This is a genomic window from [Mycobacterium] manitobense, from assembly GCF_025821665.1.
GTDB classification, from domain to species: Bacteria; Actinomycetota; Actinomycetes; order Mycobacteriales; family Mycobacteriaceae; genus Mycobacterium; species Mycobacterium arseniciresistens.
Genome location: NZ_JACKSJ010000108.1, coordinates 1 through 16,647 on the forward strand (window position 1 = coordinate 1; position 16,647 = coordinate 16,647).

The window sequence follows — 16,647 nt, forward strand, 5'->3', positions numbered from 1 at the left end:
CGATGCCGGTGGCGGCGCCCCGGCCGGGGAGAACGACCGGCCGCCGGGCGACGAGAAGGCCGACGCGGACGACCGGCCGCCGGGCGAGCAGACCGAGCCCGAGCAGAAGCCCGAGGACGAGCGGCCCGCGCCTGCGCCCACGCGTCCCCCGGTCGGCGACACGACGCTCATCTAGCCACCAGCGCACCACCTTCGAGCCGCAGCCGGCGCTGCACCGCGATCTCGTCGAGGAAGCGGTCGTCGTGACTCACCACCACGAACGCGCCCTGGTAGGCGTTGAGCGCCGCCTCCAGCTGCCCGATGCTCACCAGGTCGAGGTTGTTGGTCGGTTCGTCGAGCAGGAGCAGCTGGGGCGCCGGTTCGGCGAACAGCACACACGCGAGGGTGGCGCGCAGTCGCTCGCCGCCCGACAGCGCGCCGACCGGCAGATGGATGCGGTCGCCGCGGAAGAGGAACTGCGCCAACAGATGCATCCGGCGGGTGTGCGGCAGGCTTGGCGCGGACTCGGCCAGGCTCTCGGCGACCGAGCGCTGCGGGTCGAGCAGGTCCAGTCGCTGCGAGAGGTAGGCCACCCGGCCGTCGGCCCGCCGCACGCTGCCGAGGTTCGGCTGCAGGTCGCCGGAGATCAGACGCAGCAGTGTCGACTTTCCCGCCCCGTTCGGACCGGTCAGCGCGATCCGTTCCGGGCCCTGGATGGCCAACCCGATGCCGTTGTTCCCGAACAATTTCCGGCCGTCACGAACCACCTGTAGCGCCTCTGCCGTCAGCACGGTGCGTCCGGCGGGCACGGCCGTGGTGGGCAGGTCGAGCACGATGGCATCGTCGTCGCGCAGCGCCCGCTCGGCGTCGTCGAGCCGGGTGCGTGCGTCGTCGACGCGCTTGGCGTGCACGTCGTCGGCCCGGCCCGCCGACTCCTGCGCCCTGCGCTTCATCGCACCGGCGATGATCTTCGGCAGCCCGGCGTCCTTGACGTTGCGCGCGGCGGTGCCCGACCGGCGGGCCGCGCGTTCGCGGGCCTGCTGCATCTGCCGCTTCTCGCGTTTGAGCTGCTGCCCGGCGTTGCGCAGGTTGCTCTCGGCGAGCCGCTGGTCCGCTGCGACGGTCTCCTCGTAAGCGGTGAAACCGCCGCCGTAGAACCGCATCTCGCCGCGGTACAGTTCGGCGATCTGATCCATCCGGTCGAGCAGCACCCGGTCATGACTCACCACCACCAGACACCCGGTGAAGTCGTCGAGCGCGGCGTACAGCGCGTGCCGGGCGTCGGCGTCCAGATTGTTCGTCGGCTCGTCGAGCAGCAGTACGTCGGGCCGCTTCAGCAGTTGGGCAGCCAGACCCAGGGTGACCACCTCACCACCGGACAGCGAGCCCAGTGTGCGGTCGAGCGTGACGTGTTCGAGGCCGAGGCGCTCGAGTTGCGCGCGGGCGCGCTCCTCGACGTCCCAGTCGTCACCGATGGCGGTGAAGACGTCCTCGCCCGCGTCGCCGGCGGCGAGGGCGGCCAAAGCGTCGACGACGCCGGCGATTCCGAGCACATCAGCGACTCCCCGTCCGGCGTCGAACGGCAGTGCCTGCGGCAGGTAGGCCAGCACTCCGTCGACCGTGACCGCGCCGGAGGTCGGCACCTGTTCGCCGGCGATCAATGTGAGCAGGGTGGTCTTACCCGCACCGTTGGGCGCGACGAGGCCGGTGCGGCCGTCGCCGAGAGCGAAGGACAGATCTGCGAACTGGACCGAGCCGTCGGGCCAGGCGAAGGACAGATTGGTGGCGATGATCGAAGACATGAGGAGGCTTTCGTGGGGGCCGCGGACACACCGGTGCCGCGGTGAGGACGATGGATGACTGCGATCTCTCCGGATCATCCGGAGATGTCGTCGTCTCCCCACATGTCTTCAGCCCACCTCGATCGGGAACATTCGTCCGCTGACCACATTACGAGCGTCGTCAAGCGGATTTCCGGGTCATCAGGCCACCGCGGCGGCGAGGCCGGCGTAGATGACGCACACCAGTACGGCGGCGAACACGACAGCGGCGAAGGCCCCCTCGGCAATCGGGAGCAGTCGACGGCAACGGGGCAGTAGTGACAACAGGGCGCACAGTCCGGACAACGTCAGCGGCGCCAGCCAGGCGTACGGCCAGAAGTACACGAAAACGTTGGTGGACGCCGCCAGGACACCGAGCCCGAACCCGATGAGCATCAGCGGCGACCCCGGCGACCAATCCAAAGAAGGACGCTTCGCCGCCTCCGTTTCGTAGGACACCGCGCTCAGATTCCGTTGACTTGCAGGGCGACCCAGCCGAGCACCAGCCAACCGCTGAGCACGGCAACCGCGCAGCCGATTCCGGCGGTGCGCCGACCGATCGAGTGCCCCCGCAGCACCAGCGTCGTGGCCACCGCCAGCGCCAGCACCGTGCCGACGGTCGCCGCGAACCACTGGCCGCCGCCGAATTCAAGGTCTTCGCCCGGACTATCGGCACTGAGCCCGACGAACAGCGTGGTGAGCACGCCCCACAGCACTCCCCCGCCCGCGGCGCCGAGGTACACCGCCTGACGCCAATTCACGCTCTGCATCGGCCCACGCTCCCCGTCTCCTGCCTCGAGGCTAATCGCGGTCCCGGGGTCGACATGACGGCGATTTCTCAGGCCGTGAGGTATGCCCGCAGCATGTCGGTGGCCGCGGTGATGCGGCCGGTCTGCACGTGTTCGTCGGCGCGGTGGGCGAGGTTGGGATCGCCGGGTCCGTAGTTGACCGCGGGGATGCCCAGCGCCGCGAACCGCGCCACGTCGGTCCACCCGTACTTGGCCCGCACCTGCCCGCCGGCGGCCTCGACCAGCTTCGCCGCCGCCGGCTGGGTGAGGCCGGGCAGCGCACCGCGGGCGGCGTCGGTCTGCTCGATCCGGACGTCGAGGCCGTCGAGGATCTCGTGCACGTGCGCGAGCGCCTGTTCGACGCTGCGATCCGGCGCGAACCGGAAGTTCACCGTCACCGACGCGGCGTCCGGGATGACGTTGCCTGCGACGCCGCCGTCGATGCGCACCGCCGAGAGCCCCTCGCGGTAGACGCAGCCGTCGATGTCGACACTGCGCGCCTCATATCCAGACAACCGGTCGAGGACCGCACCGAGCTTGTGGATCGCGTTGTCGCCGAGCCATGATCGCGCGGAATGCGCCCTGGTGCCCGTCGCGCTGACCACCACCCGCAGCGTGCCCTGGCAGCCCGCCTCGATGTAGCCGCCGGACGGCTCGCCGAGTATCGCGACGTCGGCCTGCAGCCAGTCCGGCAGCTCGCGCTCGATGCGGCCGAGGCCGTTGGCGCTCGCCTCGATCTCCTCGCAGTCGTACATGACGAGCGTCAGGTCGTGGCTGGGCTCGGCGATGGTGGCGGCCAGGTGCAGGAACACCGCGTCTCCGGACTTCATGTCCGACGTGCCGCAGCCGTGCAGTTCGTCGCCGTCCATCCGGCTCGGCACGTTGTCGACCGCGGGCACGGTGTCGATGTGCCCCGCCAGCAGCACCCTCGACGGCCGGCCGAGGTTGGTCCGCGCCAGCACCGCGTCACCGTTGCGGACGATCTCGAACCCGTGGGTCTGTGCGCGCAGGGCGGCCTCGATCTCGTCGGCGATGCGCTGCTCGTGCCGCGATTCGCTGGGGATGTCGACCAGCGCGGCGGTCAGCGCGACGGGGTCGTCGTGCAGGTCCAGGGCCACAGCATTAGACCCTATTCCAGTAACCTGTGGCACCGTGACTTCTGCTGTGGGAATCGGCCTTGCGACGCTGGCGGCCGACGGGACGGTGCTCGACACCTGGTTCCCGGCGCCGGACCTGAACATCGGCGGCGATCCGGGCACGGTGCGGCTGTCGGTGGCCGAGGTGCCCGAGGAACTTGCGGTGCTGGCCGGCCGCGACGACGAGCGCGACGTCGAGACCGTCGTGGTGCGCACGGTGATCGACTCGCTGGCCGACAAGCCGGCCGACGGCTACGACGCCTACCTGCGGCTACACCTGCTGTCGCACCGGCTGATCAAGCCGCACGAGGCGAACATGGACGGCGTGTTCGGCGTGCTGGCCAACGTCGTGTGGACGAACTTCGGTCCGTGCGCCGTCCCCGGCTTCGAGACCGTGCGGGCCCGGCTGCGCCGGCGCGGACCGGTGACGGTCTACGGCATCGACAAGTTCCCGCGGATGGTCGACTACGTCGTCCCGACGGGCGTGCGGATCGCCGATGCCGACCGGGTGCGGCTCGGCGCCCATCTGGCCGCGGGCACCACCGTGATGCACGAGGGCTTCGTCAACTTCAACGCCGGAACGCTCGGCAGTTCGATGGTCGAGGGCCGCATCTCGGCCGGTGTCGTGGTCGACGACGGGTCGGACGTCGGCGGTGGCGCGTCGATCATGGGCACCCTGTCCGGTGGTGGGAAGAACGTCATCTCGGTCGGCAAGCGGTGCCTGCTCGGCGCCAACGCCGGGCTGGGCATCTCGCTGGGCGACGACTGTGTGGTGGAGGCAGGCCTGTACGTCACCGCGGGCACCAAGGTGCAGACCGCTGACGGCCAGACGGTCAAGGCGCGCGACCTGTCCGGCGCGGACAACCTGCTGTTCCGCCGCAATTCGCTGTCCGGAGCGGTCGAGGTGGTCAAGCGCGACGGCACCGGCATCACGCTCAACGAGGCGCTGCACGCGAACTGATCGCCGCCCCGTCTACGGGGCGGCGAGGACGCAGAACTCGTTGCCCTCGGGGTCGGCCAGCACCACCCAGCTCCGGTCGCCCTGCCCGACGTCGACGTGCCGCGCACCGAGTCCGACCAGCCGGTCGACCTCGACCTGCTGGTCGGCCGGGGTGAAGTCGAAATGGATCCGGTTCTTCACGATCTTGTCGTCGGGCACCGCGAGGAACAGCCAGTCCGGTCCCGCGCCGTCTGGCGCGCGCAACCGCACGTCGCCGTCGTCGTCCACCTCGTGCGGCCAGCCGAGCACCCGCGCCCACCACGCGCCGAGTGCGCGGGGGTCAGCCGCGTCGACGCACACCTCGGTGAACCTCAATCCCACTGTGCGAGTTCCTTCTTGAGCACCTTGCCCATCGCGTTGCGTGGCAGTTCGGCGACCAGCCGGACCTCACGCGGCCGCTTGTGCACCGAGAGCTGGTCGGCGACGTAGGCGATCAGGGTGTCCGGATCCGCCGAGCCGACGATGTAGGCGACGATCCGCTGCCCGAGGTCGGTGTCGGGCACGCCGACGACCGCGGCCTCCTCGACGCCGGGATGCCCGAGCAGTGCGGCCTCCACCTCGCCGGCGCCCACCCGGTAGCCGCCGGACTTGATCAGGTCCACCGACTCCCGGCCGACGATGCGGTGCATGCCGCCCCCGTCCACCACCGCGACGTCACCGGTGCGGAACCAGCCGTCGCCGTCGAACGCCGCGGCCGTCGCGTCGGGCAGGTTCAGATAGCCGTCGAACATCGTGGGGCTCGACACCAGCAGCCGGCCGATGGTCTCGCCGTCGTGCGCGATCTCGTCACCGGCCTCGTCGACCAGCCGCGTCCGGACGCCGGACACCGGAAGCCCAACCCAGCCGGCCCGGCGTTCACCGTCGACCGTGGTGCTCACGGTGATCAGCGTCTCGGTGCTGCCGTACCGCTCCACCGGCGCCTGGCCGGTGAGCTCGGCGAGCCGCTCGAAGACCGGCACCGGCAGCGGCGCGCTCCCGGAGACCAGCAGACGCGCCGACGACAGCGCGCGTGCGGCGTCGGCGTCGGCCGCGATCCGCGACCACACCGTCGGCACCCCGAAGTACAGCGATCCGCAGGCCTCGGCGTAGCCGGCGGGGCTGGGCCGCCCGGTGTGCACGAACCGGTTGCCGATCCGCAGTGAGCCCAGCAAGCCCAACACCAGGCCGTGCACATGGAACAGCGGCAAGCCGTGCACGAGGGTGTCCTCGGCGGTCCACTCCCATGCCGCGGCCAGTGCGTCGATGTCGGCGGCCACCGCCCGCCTGCTCAGCACGACGCCCTTCGGCGGGCCGGTGGTGCCGGAGGTGTACATGATCAGTGCCGGCGCCTCGGGCGGCGGTTCGGCGTAGCGGTGCCATGACCGCGCGTGCATCCGCACCGGGATCACCGGCAGCCCGCCGTCGTCGGCGGGCGGTGTGCCGAGCCAGGCCTGGGCGCCCGAGTCGGTGAGGATGTGGCGGCGTTCGGCGGCGCCGACGTCCGCGGGCACCGGCACGACGGGCACCCCGGCGATCAGGCAGCCGGTGATGGCCAGCACCGTCGCCGCGCTCGGCGTGGCCAGCACCGCCACCCGGTGCGCACCGGCGACACGCTCGGCCACCGAGGTCGCGGCGCCGACGAGATCGCTGCGACTGAGCACCGCCCCGTCGATCCGGACCGCGTCGGAGATGTCGGCTCCCCCGGCGACCGCGGCGGGATTCAGCGAGGCCAGCAACACGCCAGCGAGGCTACTCGCCGCGGTTCGGCGATACTGTGCCGGTGACTTCCATCGAGCGCGTCGGGTCTCGAGAGGTGTACCGCAACGCGTGGCTGACGGTGCGCGAGGACGACATCCGCCGCCCCGACGGCAGCCCCGGCATCTACGCGGTGGTCGACAAGCCGACCTACGCGCTGGTGATCCCGCGCGACGGCGACCGGTTCACCCTGGTCGAGCAGTACCGGTATCCACTCGGCCTGCGGCGCTGGGAGTTCCCGCAGGGCACGGCGCCCGGGATGGCGGCGATGGACGCCGAACCGCTTGCGGCCCGCGAACTGCGCGAGGAGACCGGACTGCGTGCGGCGACGCTGACGCTGCTGGGCCGGCTCGACGTCGCACCCGGGATGAGCAGTCAGCGGGGGTGGGTGTTCCTGGCCACCGGCGTCACGCAGGGCGACCATGACCGCGAGCACGAGGAGCAGGACATGCACAGCGCGTGGTTCTCCCGCGCCGAGGTCGAGACGATGATGCGTGACGGCGACATCACCGATGCCCAGTCGATCGCCGCGTGGGCCCTGCTGTTGCTCAGCGAGCACGTCTAGCCGCCGATGATTCGGGCGGCCGGGTGAGGTCAGCACTCAGGACGAAAGGAAAACGCCATGAGTACCGACGACACCGAGATCCGCGAGGTCATCACCGGGTGGGCCGCCGCGATCCGCGACTGCGACCAGGACGGGGTGCTGAGCGGCCACGACCCCGACATCGTCATGTTCGACGTCCCGCCGCCCTATCGCGGCGTGCGCGGCATCGACGAGTACCGGGCGTCGTGGCCGCCGTTCTTCGAGTACATCCGCCAGGGCGCGCAGTTCGAGATCGAGGAACTCGACGTCACCGCGGGGGAGGACGTCGCCTTCGCGTGGGGCCTGCTGCGGTGCGGCAAGCCTGAGGAATTCGAGACCAATCCCGAGAACCGGCTGCGCATCACGGTCGGGTTGCGCCGGGTCGACGGCCGCTGGCGGGTCACCCACGAACACCATTCCTTCCCGATGCTCGGCTGACCGGAGTAATACAACGGTCATCGCCGCGGAAAAGCCGCGAAACAGCGCCACCTCAAGATGGGTGCACCATGGCCACGCTGACCAGAACGCTCATCGAGGGCAGGGCGAACGGCCGCCCCGTCGACGACGTCCCGCCACTGCGCCGGCTCGTGCCGCTGGCCTTGCAGCACGTGCTCGCGATGTACGCCGGCGCCGTCGCGGTGCCCCTGATCGTCGGTGGGGCGATGGTCGCGGCCGGGCGGCTCGAGCAGTCCGACATCGTGCACCTGATCATGGCCGACCTGCTGGTGGCAGGCATCGCGACCATCGTGCAGGCGGTCGGCTTCTGGCGGTTCGGGGTCCGGCTGCCGCTGATGCAGGGTGTCACGTTCGCGGCCGTCGGGCCGATGATCACCATCGGCGCCAACCACGGCGTCACGACGATCTACGGCTCCGTCATCGCCTGCGGATTGTTCATGATGGCGCTCGCGCCGGTGTTCGGGAAGCTGATCCGCTTCTTCCCGCCGCTGGTGACGGGCACCGTCATCCTCATCATCGGGGTGTCGTTGATGCGGGTGGCCGCCGGCTGGTTCGGCGGCGGAACGGGCCCCGAATTCGGCGACCCGAAGGCCGTCGGCATGGGCTTCTTCACCCTCGCCGTCATCATCGCGCTCGAACGCTTCGCACCCGAGAGTGTGCGGCGGGTGTCGATCCTGCTCGGCCTGATCGTGGGCACGGTCGTGGCGATCCCGCTGGGGATGACCGACTGGAGCCACATGGGCGAGTACGGCTGGGTGGGCGTGGTGACACCGTTCCAGTTCGGGCTGCCGACCTTCGAGATCAGCTCGATCATCGCGCTGCTCATCGTCGCGATCGTGATCATGACCGAGACCACCGGCGACATCGTGGCGGTGGGTGAGATCGTCGACGAGAAGATCACGCCTCGACGGCTCGCCGACGGGTTGCGCGCCGACGGTCTCGGCACGGTGCTCGGCGGCGTCTTCAACACGTTCCCGTACACGGCGTTCGCGCAGAACGTCGGCCTGGTGGCGATCACCGGGGTGCGCAGCCGCCATGTCGCGACCGCGGCGGGGGTGATCCTGGTGCTGCTGGGCCTGCTGCCGAAGATGGCCGCCGTGGTGGAGGGCATCCCGCTTCCGGTGCTCGGCGGCGCCGGGGTGGCGCTGTTCGGGATGGTCGCGGCAAGCGGAGTGCGCACCCTGGCGAAGGTGCGGTTCGACAACACGAACGTGCTCGTGGTGGCGATCTCGGTGGGCGTCGCGATGCTCACCGAAGCCAAGCTGTACTACACCGACCGGGCACTGGCCGACAGCCCGGTCAACGTCTCGCTCGACCTGTATCACCAGTTCCCCGACTGGTTCCAGACGATCTTCCATTCCGGTATCTCGGCCGGAGCGGTGACGGCGATCGCGCTCAATCTTCTGCTCAACCGCCACCGCGCCACCCCGGACGAGGACGACACCCCGGCTGCCTACGACGCGCCGAGGGGCGCGCTGCCCGATCCGCTCGACGCGCTGCGGGCGGCCGACCCGTCGACCCCGCCGCAGCAGTTGCGCGAGCTCGCCGAGGAGCGGCCCGAACTGCACACCATCATCGTCACGAACCCCTCCACCGACGTCGAGACCTGCGAGTGGATCAAGCAGCAGGGCGACCCGCGGGTCGAAGCGGTGTGCCAGAAGTGGGACGAGGTCACCGAGGGCCGGTTCTCTCGCCGCAGTCGCGAGTAGCGGGCGTGGCGTAACCGGCTGCCCGGCGTTCACCGTCATACGGTGGGACGATGCACATTCGCCGCCTCGGCACGGTCCTGCTGACCGCGGTGTCGGTGGCCGCGTTCGTGACTCCCTCCACCGCTCAGGCGGCGGGACAGGTGTGGTCCGGCCGGTATTCGCTGGTGCGCTACGCCGCCGAGAAGACCGGGACGAGCCTGGCCGCCCAGCAGTGGGAGCCCACGTTCAGCGACGTGTACCTGTTCAGCACCGACTGCTCGACGGGGCGGTGCGTCGCCACGGTCGTCGGCGGGCCGAAGCCGCAGAACCCGACCCTGCCGCAGCCGCCGCGCTACACCTGGGACGGCGAGAAGTGGGTGCACGTCTACGACTGGCAGTGGGACTGCTACCAGGGCCCGGGTGTGGAGAAGGTGTGGGCGCCGGCCCGCTCGGTGGCGTGGTACGCGCCGCACTCCGACGGCGTCCTGCGGGGCAACTGGCGCACCGACATCCAGGGCGGCCCGTGCAACGGCTCCGTCGAGATGGCCGTCGACGCCTCCCCCGTCTTCTGACGCCATTGCGTTGACTTTGCGCTGACGGCGCGATTCCGGCCCGAAATCACGCCATGGGCGCGGAATCAGCGGTGAGCGCGGTCCGGGGTGCGTAGACCACTACCCCACTCATGAACACCCCTAGGGGTTTGCTCCAGCTGAGATCACACTGGCGATGTCAGCTCAACACATTCGATTCTGGGGGAAACCATGTCGACAAGACGTTTGCTATTTGTGATCACTACGGTGATGGCACTGACCTGGTCGGCCCTGTCGACCGGACCGGCCGCCTCGGCGTTGCCGTCGCTGAAGCAGATCACTGCGGTCGCCGACGAAGTCGCATCGGTGCTCGCAAATCGGTTCGGCTTTAGCCGTTCAGAGGCGACGGCCCAGTTCGTCGCCCAAGCCACGAAGGTGACGCCGGTGAGCGACGACGTTGCACTGCGGACCCTTCAGAGGGAATGGACGTCATTCACACCCAAGAAGCCGCCTGCCGGAAAAGTCGTCACAAAACTTGACGACGCACCACCGCCTTACCGGAAGCCTATGCAGATGCTTTGCGAAACTGCTCTGGACCTGTACTTCACCGACGACAAGGTGGGTTGGGAGTTCGCGATGGGACAGGTCAACGGCCAGATTGCCGGCTTGCACCCGGTCGGGCAGAGGCTCGCACTCTACAGCGACCTCAACGAGGTCGTGAACAACTACCTGAGCGGATGTTACTGCGCTGCAACGGCGAAGCTCATGGTCATGGTCGCCAAACAGACCTACTGCTAGGTGCAGACGTATGGCGGGACACTCGTTGACTTCGCATTTCGACCGCCAATTCGCCGGATCGGCGATCTTTGCACGGTCTCGACAGGTCAGTCAGCGGCGTTCGGCGAGCGCGCGCAGGAAGAACGTCAAGTTGGCCGGACGCTCGGCCAGCCTGCGGACGAAGTAGCCGTACCACTGGGTGCCGAACGGCACGTACACCCGCACCGGGTCACCGCCCTCGGCCAGCCGGACCTGCTCGGGATCCCGCACGCCGTACAGCATCTGATACTCGAAATCGTCGACGCCGCGGCCGTGTTCGCGCACCAGCGCGGGCACCGCGCCGATGATCGCCGGATCGTGGGACGCCACCATCGGGTAGCCCGAGCCGCCCATCAGCACCCGCAGGCAACGCAGGTACGAGTCGGTGACCTCATCGGCGTCGCGGTAGGCCACCGTCGCCGGCTCGTCATAGGCGCCCTTGCACAGCCGGATCCGCGCCCCGGCGGCGGCGAAGTCCTCGCAGTCGGCCTCGGTGCGGCGCAGATAGGCCTGCAGCACCGTGCCCAGCCAGTCGAAGTCGGCGCGCAGTTCGCGCACGATCGACAGCGTCGCGTCGGTGGTGGTGTGGTCTTCGGCGTCCACGGTCACCCACGCTCCGATCTGCTGGGCCCGCCCGCAGATCGTGTGTGCGTTCTCCAGCGCGATCTTCTCGCCGTCGCGGGGCAACGCCTGCCCGAGCGCCGACAGCTTCAGCGACACCTCGAGTGGCCGCACCGTCGAACCGGTGTCACGGCGGCGGCCCAGCGCGTCGAGCAGGCCGAGGTAGGCGTCGACGTTGGCGGTGGCGGCCTCGGTGTCGGCGACGTCCTCGCCGAGGTAGTCGATGCTGACCATCCGGCCGGACTCACGCAGCGCCGCAACGGAGCTCAGCGCATCGTCGACCGTCTCTCCCGGCACGAACCGGTGTACCACGCTGCGGGTCAACGGGATTCGCTCGGCGGTGCGGCGCAACCGCTTGGACCGGCCGGCTGCGAGGATCGCCGGCCGGGCCACCCGCTGGAAGACGCCCATGTCAGGCGCCCATGTGCGGGTAGCGGTGATCGGTGGCCGGGACGAACGTCTCCTTGATCGACCGGGCCGAGGTCCAGCGCAGCAGGTTCTGCATCGACCCGGCCTTGTCGTTGGTGCCCGAACCGCGGGAACCGCCGAACGGCTGCTGGCCGACGACCGCGCCGGTCGGTTTGTCGTTGACGTAGAAGTTGCCCGCCGCGTGGCGCAGCCGGGTCTGGGCGGCCAGCACCGCCGTACGGTCGGTCGCGATCACCGCGCCGGTGAGCGCGTAGGCGGCGCCGGCGTCGATGGTCTCGAGGATCTGCTCGTACTCGCCGTCGGGGTAGACGTGCACGCTCAGGATCGGCCCGAAGTACTCGGTGCTGAAGGACTCGTCGCCGGGGTCGTCGGACAGCAGCACGGTCGGCCGCACGAAATAGCCTTCGCTGTCGTCGTATTCGCCGCCGACGGCGATCGTCACGTTCGGCGCGCTCTTCGCCCGCTCGATCGCTGCGACGTTCTTGGCGAATGCGCGTTCGTCGATCAGCGCGCCGCCGAAGTTCGTCAGGTCGGCGACGTCGCCGTAGCGCAGGGTTTCGGTGGCGCCGAGGAAGTCGTCGCCCATCCGCTGCCACACCGACCGCGGCACGAACGCCCGCGAGGCCGCCGAACACTTCTGCCCCTGGTAGTCGAACGCACCGCGGATGAGCGCGGTCCGCAGCACGTCGGGATCGGCGCTGGTGTGCGCGAGCACGAAGTCCTTCCCGCCGGTCTCCCCCACCAGCCGCGGATAGGTGCGATAGCGGTCGATGTTCGCGCCGACCTCGCGCCACAGGTGCTGGAACGTCGCGGTCGATCCGGTGAAGTGGATGCCCGCCAGCCGCGGGTCGCTCAGTACCACCTCCGACACCGCCTGACCGTCTCCGGTGAGCAGGTTGATCACCCCCGGCGGCAGGCCCGCCGCCTCGAGCAGCTGCATGGTCAGGTAGGCCGCGAACGTCTGTGTCGGCGAGGGCTTCCACACCACGGTGTTGCCGAGCAGGGCGGGGGCGGTGGGCAGGTTGCCCGCGATCGCGGTGAAGTTGAACGGGGTGATCGCGTAGACGAACCCCTCGAGCGGCCGGTAGTCGGCGCGGTTCCACACGCCGCGGGTGCTCAGCGGCTGCTGTTCGAGGATCTGCCGGGCGAACGCCACGTTGAATCGCCAGAAGTCGATCAGCTCGCACGCCGCGTCGATCTCGGCCTGGTAGGCGGACTTGGACTGGCCGAGCATGGTGGCGGCGCAGAGTTTCTCCCGCCACGGGCCGGCAAGCAGGTCGGCCGCGCGCAGGAACACCGCGGCGCGCTCGTCGAACGGGGTGGCCTCCCAGCCGGCCTTGGCGGCGATCGCCGCGTCGACGGCCGCGCCTGCATCGGTGTGCTCGGCGTTGGTCAGCGTGCCGAGCCGCGCGCTGTGGCGGTGGGGCTGCACGACGTCGATGCGCGTCCCGCCGCCCATCCGGTGTTCGCCGCCGATGACGTGCGGCAGGTCGAGGGGGTCGGCGGCCAGCGCCGAGAGTGCGTCGGTGAGGCGGGTGCGTTCACCCGAGCCGGGGGCGTAGTCGTGCACCGGCTCGTTCGCCGGCAACGGCACATCGGTGATGGCGTCCATGGAATGAGGATCCCCGAACCGGACGCCCGGCAGACTGGCCGATCGGCCAAGACATTGCGGCTGTGGCTATAGAATCGGACAGTATGCCGTCGGCCCGCGTCCCGCTCGGTGAGCTGCTGTTGGCGCTGGACCGCACGATGGTCGGCCTCGAGCACGCGCCGCGCGGCCTCGATGTCCCGGTCGGGTCCGTCGCCCTGGTCGACGCCGACGACGTCCGCCTGGGGCTGGCGCTCGGTGCAGGCAGTGCCGATCTGTTCTTCCTGCTCGGCGTGCCCGACGACGCGGCCGCGCGCTGGCTGACCGGCCAGGCCCGGCCACCGGTCGCGATCTTCGTCAAGGCGCCGACGCCCCGGCTGATCGAGCATGCCGGCGCGGCGGGAGTGGCCGTGGTGGCGGTGGACCCGCAAGCCAGGTGGGAGCGGCTCTACCGGCTGGTGAACCACATCTTCGACCACCGCAACGACCTGTCCGACACGCAGTTACCCGGCGGCACAGATCTTTTCGCGTTGGCCCAGGCCATCGCCGACCGCACCCGCGGCCTGGTCAGCATCGAGGACGCCGCCTCTCATGTGCTGGCGTACTCCTCCTCCAATGCCGAAGCCGACGAGTTGCGGCGGCTGTCGATCCTCGGCCGCGCCGGGCCGCCGGAGCACCTCGAGTGGATCGGCCAGTGGGGCATCTTCGACTCCCTGCGCGCCGGCGGCGACGTGGTCCGCGTCGCCGAACGCCCCGAACTGGGCCTGCGGCCGCGGCTCGCCGTAGGCGTCCACCTGCCCTCGGCCGGCGATCGGCGCCCGCCGGGGTTCGCGGGCACCATCTGGCTGCAGCAGGGGTCCGAGCCGCTGGCCGACGACGCCGAGGACGTGTTGCGCGGCGGGGCGGTACTGGCGGCGCGGGTGCTGTCACGGCTGGCCGCGGCGCCGTCGTCGCACAGCCGCCTGGTGCAGCAGCTGCTCGGCCTATCCGGCGACGACCCCGGCGACGTGGTGACGACCGCGCGCGAACTCGGCATCGACGCCGCAGGCCGCGCCGCGCTGATCGGGTTCCACGGTGTCGGGGCCGCGGTGCCCCCGGAGGTGGTCGCGCTGAGCGCAGGTGCGTTCCGCCGCGATGCGCAGGTGGCCTCGTCTGGCGACCGGGTGTACGTCCTGATCCCCCGCGCGGGCGCCCCGGCGACCATCGGTTCGTGGGCCCGCGGCGTGGTGGCCGCACTGCGCCGGGAACTGGGTCTGAGCCTGCGCGCGGTGGTCGCCCACTCGCCGGAGGGCCTGCCCGGAGCCGCCGCCGCGCGCGCCGAGGTGGATCGGGTGTTGGACAGTGCCGCACGCCATCCCGGCGCCATCGCGGAGGTCACCACCGTCGACGAGGCCCGCACCACCGTGCTGCTCGACGAGATCGTGTCGCAGGTTGCCGCCCAGCCCCGGCTGGTGGATCCGCGGGCACGCGCGTTGCGCGAGCGCGACCCGATGCTGGCGCACACCTTGAGCGCGTATCTCGACGGGTTCGGTGACATCGCCGCGGTGGCCCACCGGTTGCACGTGCACCCCAACACCGTGCGCTACCGCATCCGGCGCATCGAGACGCTGCTGTCGACGTCGCTCACCGATCCGGACGACCGGCTGGTGCTGGCGCTCGGCCTTCGCGCTACCGAACCCTAGACCCGCAGCGCGCCTGCGGCCAGCTCGTCGAACCGTTCCATCGCCTCGTCGCCGTCGGCGTCGATCCCCCGGAGCGGGCCGTGGTCGGCGAGGTAGCGCTGCGCATACAGCCGCGCCACCAACGCTTTTCGTTCACCCCGGCCGTCGGCGCGCTCCCACGCCGCCTGCTCGGTCAGCAGGGCGCCGGCGTAGACGTCGCCCATGAACCGGGTCAGCGGGAACAATCTCGCCTCGGCGACCGCGCCGTCGAGTTTGGTCCACGCGGTGATGGCGGCCTCGAGATCGCCGATGCGCTCCGCCACCAGCCCCGCGACCTCGTCGCCGTCGGACACCGAGACCGCGTCGTGCATCCGGGACAGCAGCGGTTCGTGGGCCTGCGCCCGCTCGATCCCGCGCCGCACGTCAAGGCACAGGATGTTGTCGGGGCCTTCCCAGATCGTGTTGACCTGGGCGTCGCGCAGCAGCCTGGCCACCGGCCAGCCCTCGATGTAGCCGTTGCCGCCGTGGATCTCGATGGCGTCGGAGGCGATGGTGATGCCGAGCCGGCAGACCTTGAGCTTGGTGACGGGCACCGCGATGCGCTGCCGGATGCGGCGGGGCTGGCGGTGATTGGTGGCGCCGGTGCCGTCGAACACCATGGCCTGGGCGGCCTCGACGTCGACGATCATCTCGGCGAGTTTGCGCCGCATCAGCGGCTTGTCGATCAGCGCGCCGCCGAACGCCTGCCGGTGCCGGGCGTAACACAGCGACTCGACCAGACCCCGCCGGGCGTTGCCGAGCGCGAACAGCGCGATGCCCAGCCGCGCGGAGTTGGTCAGCTCCATCATCCGGCCGAGGCCCTTGCCGTCGGACGGGCCGGCGTCGGCATCGGGCTCGCCGGAGAGCAGGAAGCCCTCCGCGTCGACGAACTCGATCTCACCCGATGCCACCGATTTCGTGCCGAGCTTGTCCTTGAGCCGACGGATGCGCACGCCGTTGCGGGAACCGTCGCGGCGGGTGCGCAGCACCAGGAAGGTGGCCACACCGCGCGACGAGTCCGGGGCCCCTTCGGGTTTGGCGAGCACGACGAACGCCTCGCCGTTGCAGTTCGAGGCGAACCACTTGAAGCCGTTGAGCATCCAGGCGTCGCCGCGGCGGGTGGCCGTCGTCTCCAGGGCGCCGAGGTCCGATCCGCCCGTCCGCTCGGTGAGCAACTGGGCGGTCTCGCCTGCCCATTCACCGGAGCCGAACTTGGCCAGAACGTGATCACGGACATCCGCCGGTGCGTAGGCCGCGACGAGCGACTGCACCATGCCCCCGCCGGTACCCAGCGCGCAACCCATCCCGATGTCGGCCTGGTCGAGGAGGTAGTTCGACGCGAACAGCATCAGTCCCGAACTGTGCCCGGCCGCACGCGCATCCGCCCGCAACGTCTGCTGCGCGTCGAGCACCGCGCGCTTCGCCGCGGTGAACGATGCCGGCATGACGACCCGGCCGACGTCGTGTCCCCACCGGTCGTAACGTTCGAGCCGCGGCGGGTTCCGGTCGGTCTCCTCGGCCCAGCGCGCGACCGGCCCGCCCATCAGCTCGCCCATCCGCGTCAGATGCGGCTCGGCGAAGGCGAGTTCGTCGGGCTGCAGGTAGTAGGCCATGGTGGCCTGCAGCGTGGGATCGGTGTCGTACCAGTTCAGCCCGACCGCGCCGGCGAAGTCCTCGGTGCGGTAGCGGCCCGCCTTCTCGTCGGTGCTGAACGGAAGCCGGTCGACGGCCTCGACGTCGTAGTCGCGCATGCCACGACCGTATTACGACGCGGGCCGT

At 70.4% G+C, this 16,647-nt stretch carries 16 protein-coding genes; 7 read left to right on the plus strand and 9 right to left on the minus strand.

The window, feature by feature from the left end; genetic code table 11:
- Positions 1–167: 167 nt before the first annotated feature.
- From H7I41_RS14005 to dapE, 4 genes are all read right to left on the minus strand, one after another.
- On the minus strand, positions 168–1,781 hold the full coding sequence (locus tag H7I41_RS14005; RefSeq protein WP_264013199.1) for an ABC-F family ATP-binding cassette domain-containing protein: 1,614 nt from the start codon (positions 1,779–1,781) through the stop codon (positions 168–170).
- Between the two features lie 180 nt (positions 1,782–1,961).
- A complete protein-coding gene (locus tag H7I41_RS14010) occupies positions 1,962–2,258 on the minus strand; it encodes a hypothetical protein (RefSeq protein ID WP_264013200.1) in 297 nt (98 codons plus the stop codon).
- Positions 2,259–2,263: 5 nt separating this feature from the next.
- Positions 2,264–2,569 (minus strand): hypothetical protein, encoded by a 306-nt coding sequence (locus tag H7I41_RS14015; RefSeq protein ID WP_264013201.1) that lies wholly within the window; start codon positions 2,567–2,569, stop codon positions 2,264–2,266.
- A 68-nt stretch (positions 2,570–2,637) separates the two neighbouring features.
- Positions 2,638–3,705 (minus strand): succinyl-diaminopimelate desuccinylase, encoded by a 1,068-nt coding sequence (gene dapE, locus H7I41_RS14020; protein ID WP_264013202.1) that lies wholly within the window; start codon positions 3,703–3,705, stop codon positions 2,638–2,640.
- Positions 3,706–3,739: 34 nt separating this feature from the next.
- Between dapE and dapD the strand changes: the two genes are divergently transcribed.
- The gene (dapD, locus tag H7I41_RS14025) at positions 3,740–4,684 is read left to right on the plus strand and encodes a 2,3,4,5-tetrahydropyridine-2,6-dicarboxylate N-succinyltransferase (RefSeq protein WP_308214621.1); all 945 of its coding nucleotides are present in this window, start codon (positions 3,740–3,742) and stop codon (positions 4,682–4,684) included.
- Positions 4,685–4,696: 12 nt separating this feature from the next.
- Here the strand turns inward: dapD and H7I41_RS14030 are convergent, their stop codons facing one another.
- Both H7I41_RS14030 and H7I41_RS14035 read right to left on the minus strand, forming a co-directional pair.
- The gene (locus tag H7I41_RS14030) at positions 4,697–5,044 is read right to left on the minus strand and encodes a VOC family protein (RefSeq protein WP_264013203.1); all 348 of its coding nucleotides are present in this window, start codon (positions 5,042–5,044) and stop codon (positions 4,697–4,699) included.
- Complete coding sequence (locus tag H7I41_RS14035) at positions 5,035–6,441, minus strand: acyl-CoA synthetase (protein WP_264013204.1); 1,407 nt, start codon at positions 6,439–6,441, stop codon at positions 5,035–5,037. Before H7I41_RS14035 ends, H7I41_RS14030 begins: the two co-directional genes overlap by 10 nt.
- Before the next feature lie 41 nt (positions 6,442–6,482).
- On the opposite strand from H7I41_RS14035, the gene H7I41_RS14040 reads away from it, so the two are divergent.
- From H7I41_RS14040 to H7I41_RS14060, 5 genes are all read left to right on the plus strand, one after another.
- Positions 6,483–7,022 (plus strand): NUDIX domain-containing protein, encoded by a 540-nt coding sequence (locus H7I41_RS14040; RefSeq protein WP_264013205.1) that lies wholly within the window; start codon positions 6,483–6,485, stop codon positions 7,020–7,022.
- Between the two features lie 57 nt (positions 7,023–7,079).
- Positions 7,080–7,478: a YybH family protein gene (locus H7I41_RS14045; RefSeq protein ID WP_264013206.1), complete on the plus strand. Its 399-nt coding sequence runs from the start codon at positions 7,080–7,082 to the stop codon at positions 7,476–7,478.
- Positions 7,479–7,546: 68 nt separating this feature from the next.
- A complete protein-coding gene (locus tag H7I41_RS14050; protein WP_264013207.1) occupies positions 7,547–9,205 on the plus strand; it encodes a nucleobase:cation symporter-2 family protein in 1,659 nt (552 codons plus the stop codon).
- 50 nt (positions 9,206–9,255) lie between these two features.
- Entirely contained in the window at positions 9,256–9,756 is a 501-nt protein-coding gene (locus tag H7I41_RS14055) for an Rv2253 family sensor-like surface protein (protein WP_276008781.1), read from the plus strand.
- Positions 9,757–9,984: 228 nt separating this feature from the next.
- Positions 9,985–10,512, plus strand: coding sequence for a hypothetical protein (locus H7I41_RS14060; protein WP_264013208.1), 528 nt, complete (start codon positions 9,985–9,987; stop codon positions 10,510–10,512).
- Positions 10,513–10,602: 90 nt separating this feature from the next.
- Here H7I41_RS14060 and H7I41_RS14065 read toward each other — a convergent pair whose 3' ends face one another.
- Together H7I41_RS14065 and pruA are read right to left on the minus strand one after the other, a co-directional pair.
- Positions 10,603–11,562, minus strand: coding sequence for a proline dehydrogenase family protein (locus H7I41_RS14065; protein ID WP_264013209.1), 960 nt, complete (start codon positions 11,560–11,562; stop codon positions 10,603–10,605).
- 1 nt (position 11,563) lies between these two features.
- The gene (gene pruA / locus H7I41_RS14070; RefSeq protein WP_264013211.1) at positions 11,564–13,192 is read right to left on the minus strand and encodes an L-glutamate gamma-semialdehyde dehydrogenase; all 1,629 of its coding nucleotides are present in this window, start codon (positions 13,190–13,192) and stop codon (positions 11,564–11,566) included.
- Positions 13,193–13,275: 83 nt separating this feature from the next.
- Between pruA and H7I41_RS14075 the strand changes: the two genes are divergently transcribed.
- Entirely contained in the window at positions 13,276–14,850 is a 1,575-nt protein-coding gene (locus tag H7I41_RS14075) for a PucR family transcriptional regulator (protein ID WP_264013212.1), read from the plus strand.
- Here the strand turns inward: H7I41_RS14075 and H7I41_RS14080 are convergent.
- Positions 14,847–16,619 (minus strand): acyl-CoA dehydrogenase family protein, encoded by a 1,773-nt coding sequence (locus H7I41_RS14080; RefSeq protein ID WP_264013214.1) that lies wholly within the window; start codon positions 16,617–16,619, stop codon positions 14,847–14,849. The genes H7I41_RS14075 and H7I41_RS14080 overlap by 4 nt on opposite strands.
- Positions 16,620–16,647 lie beyond the last annotated feature (28 nt).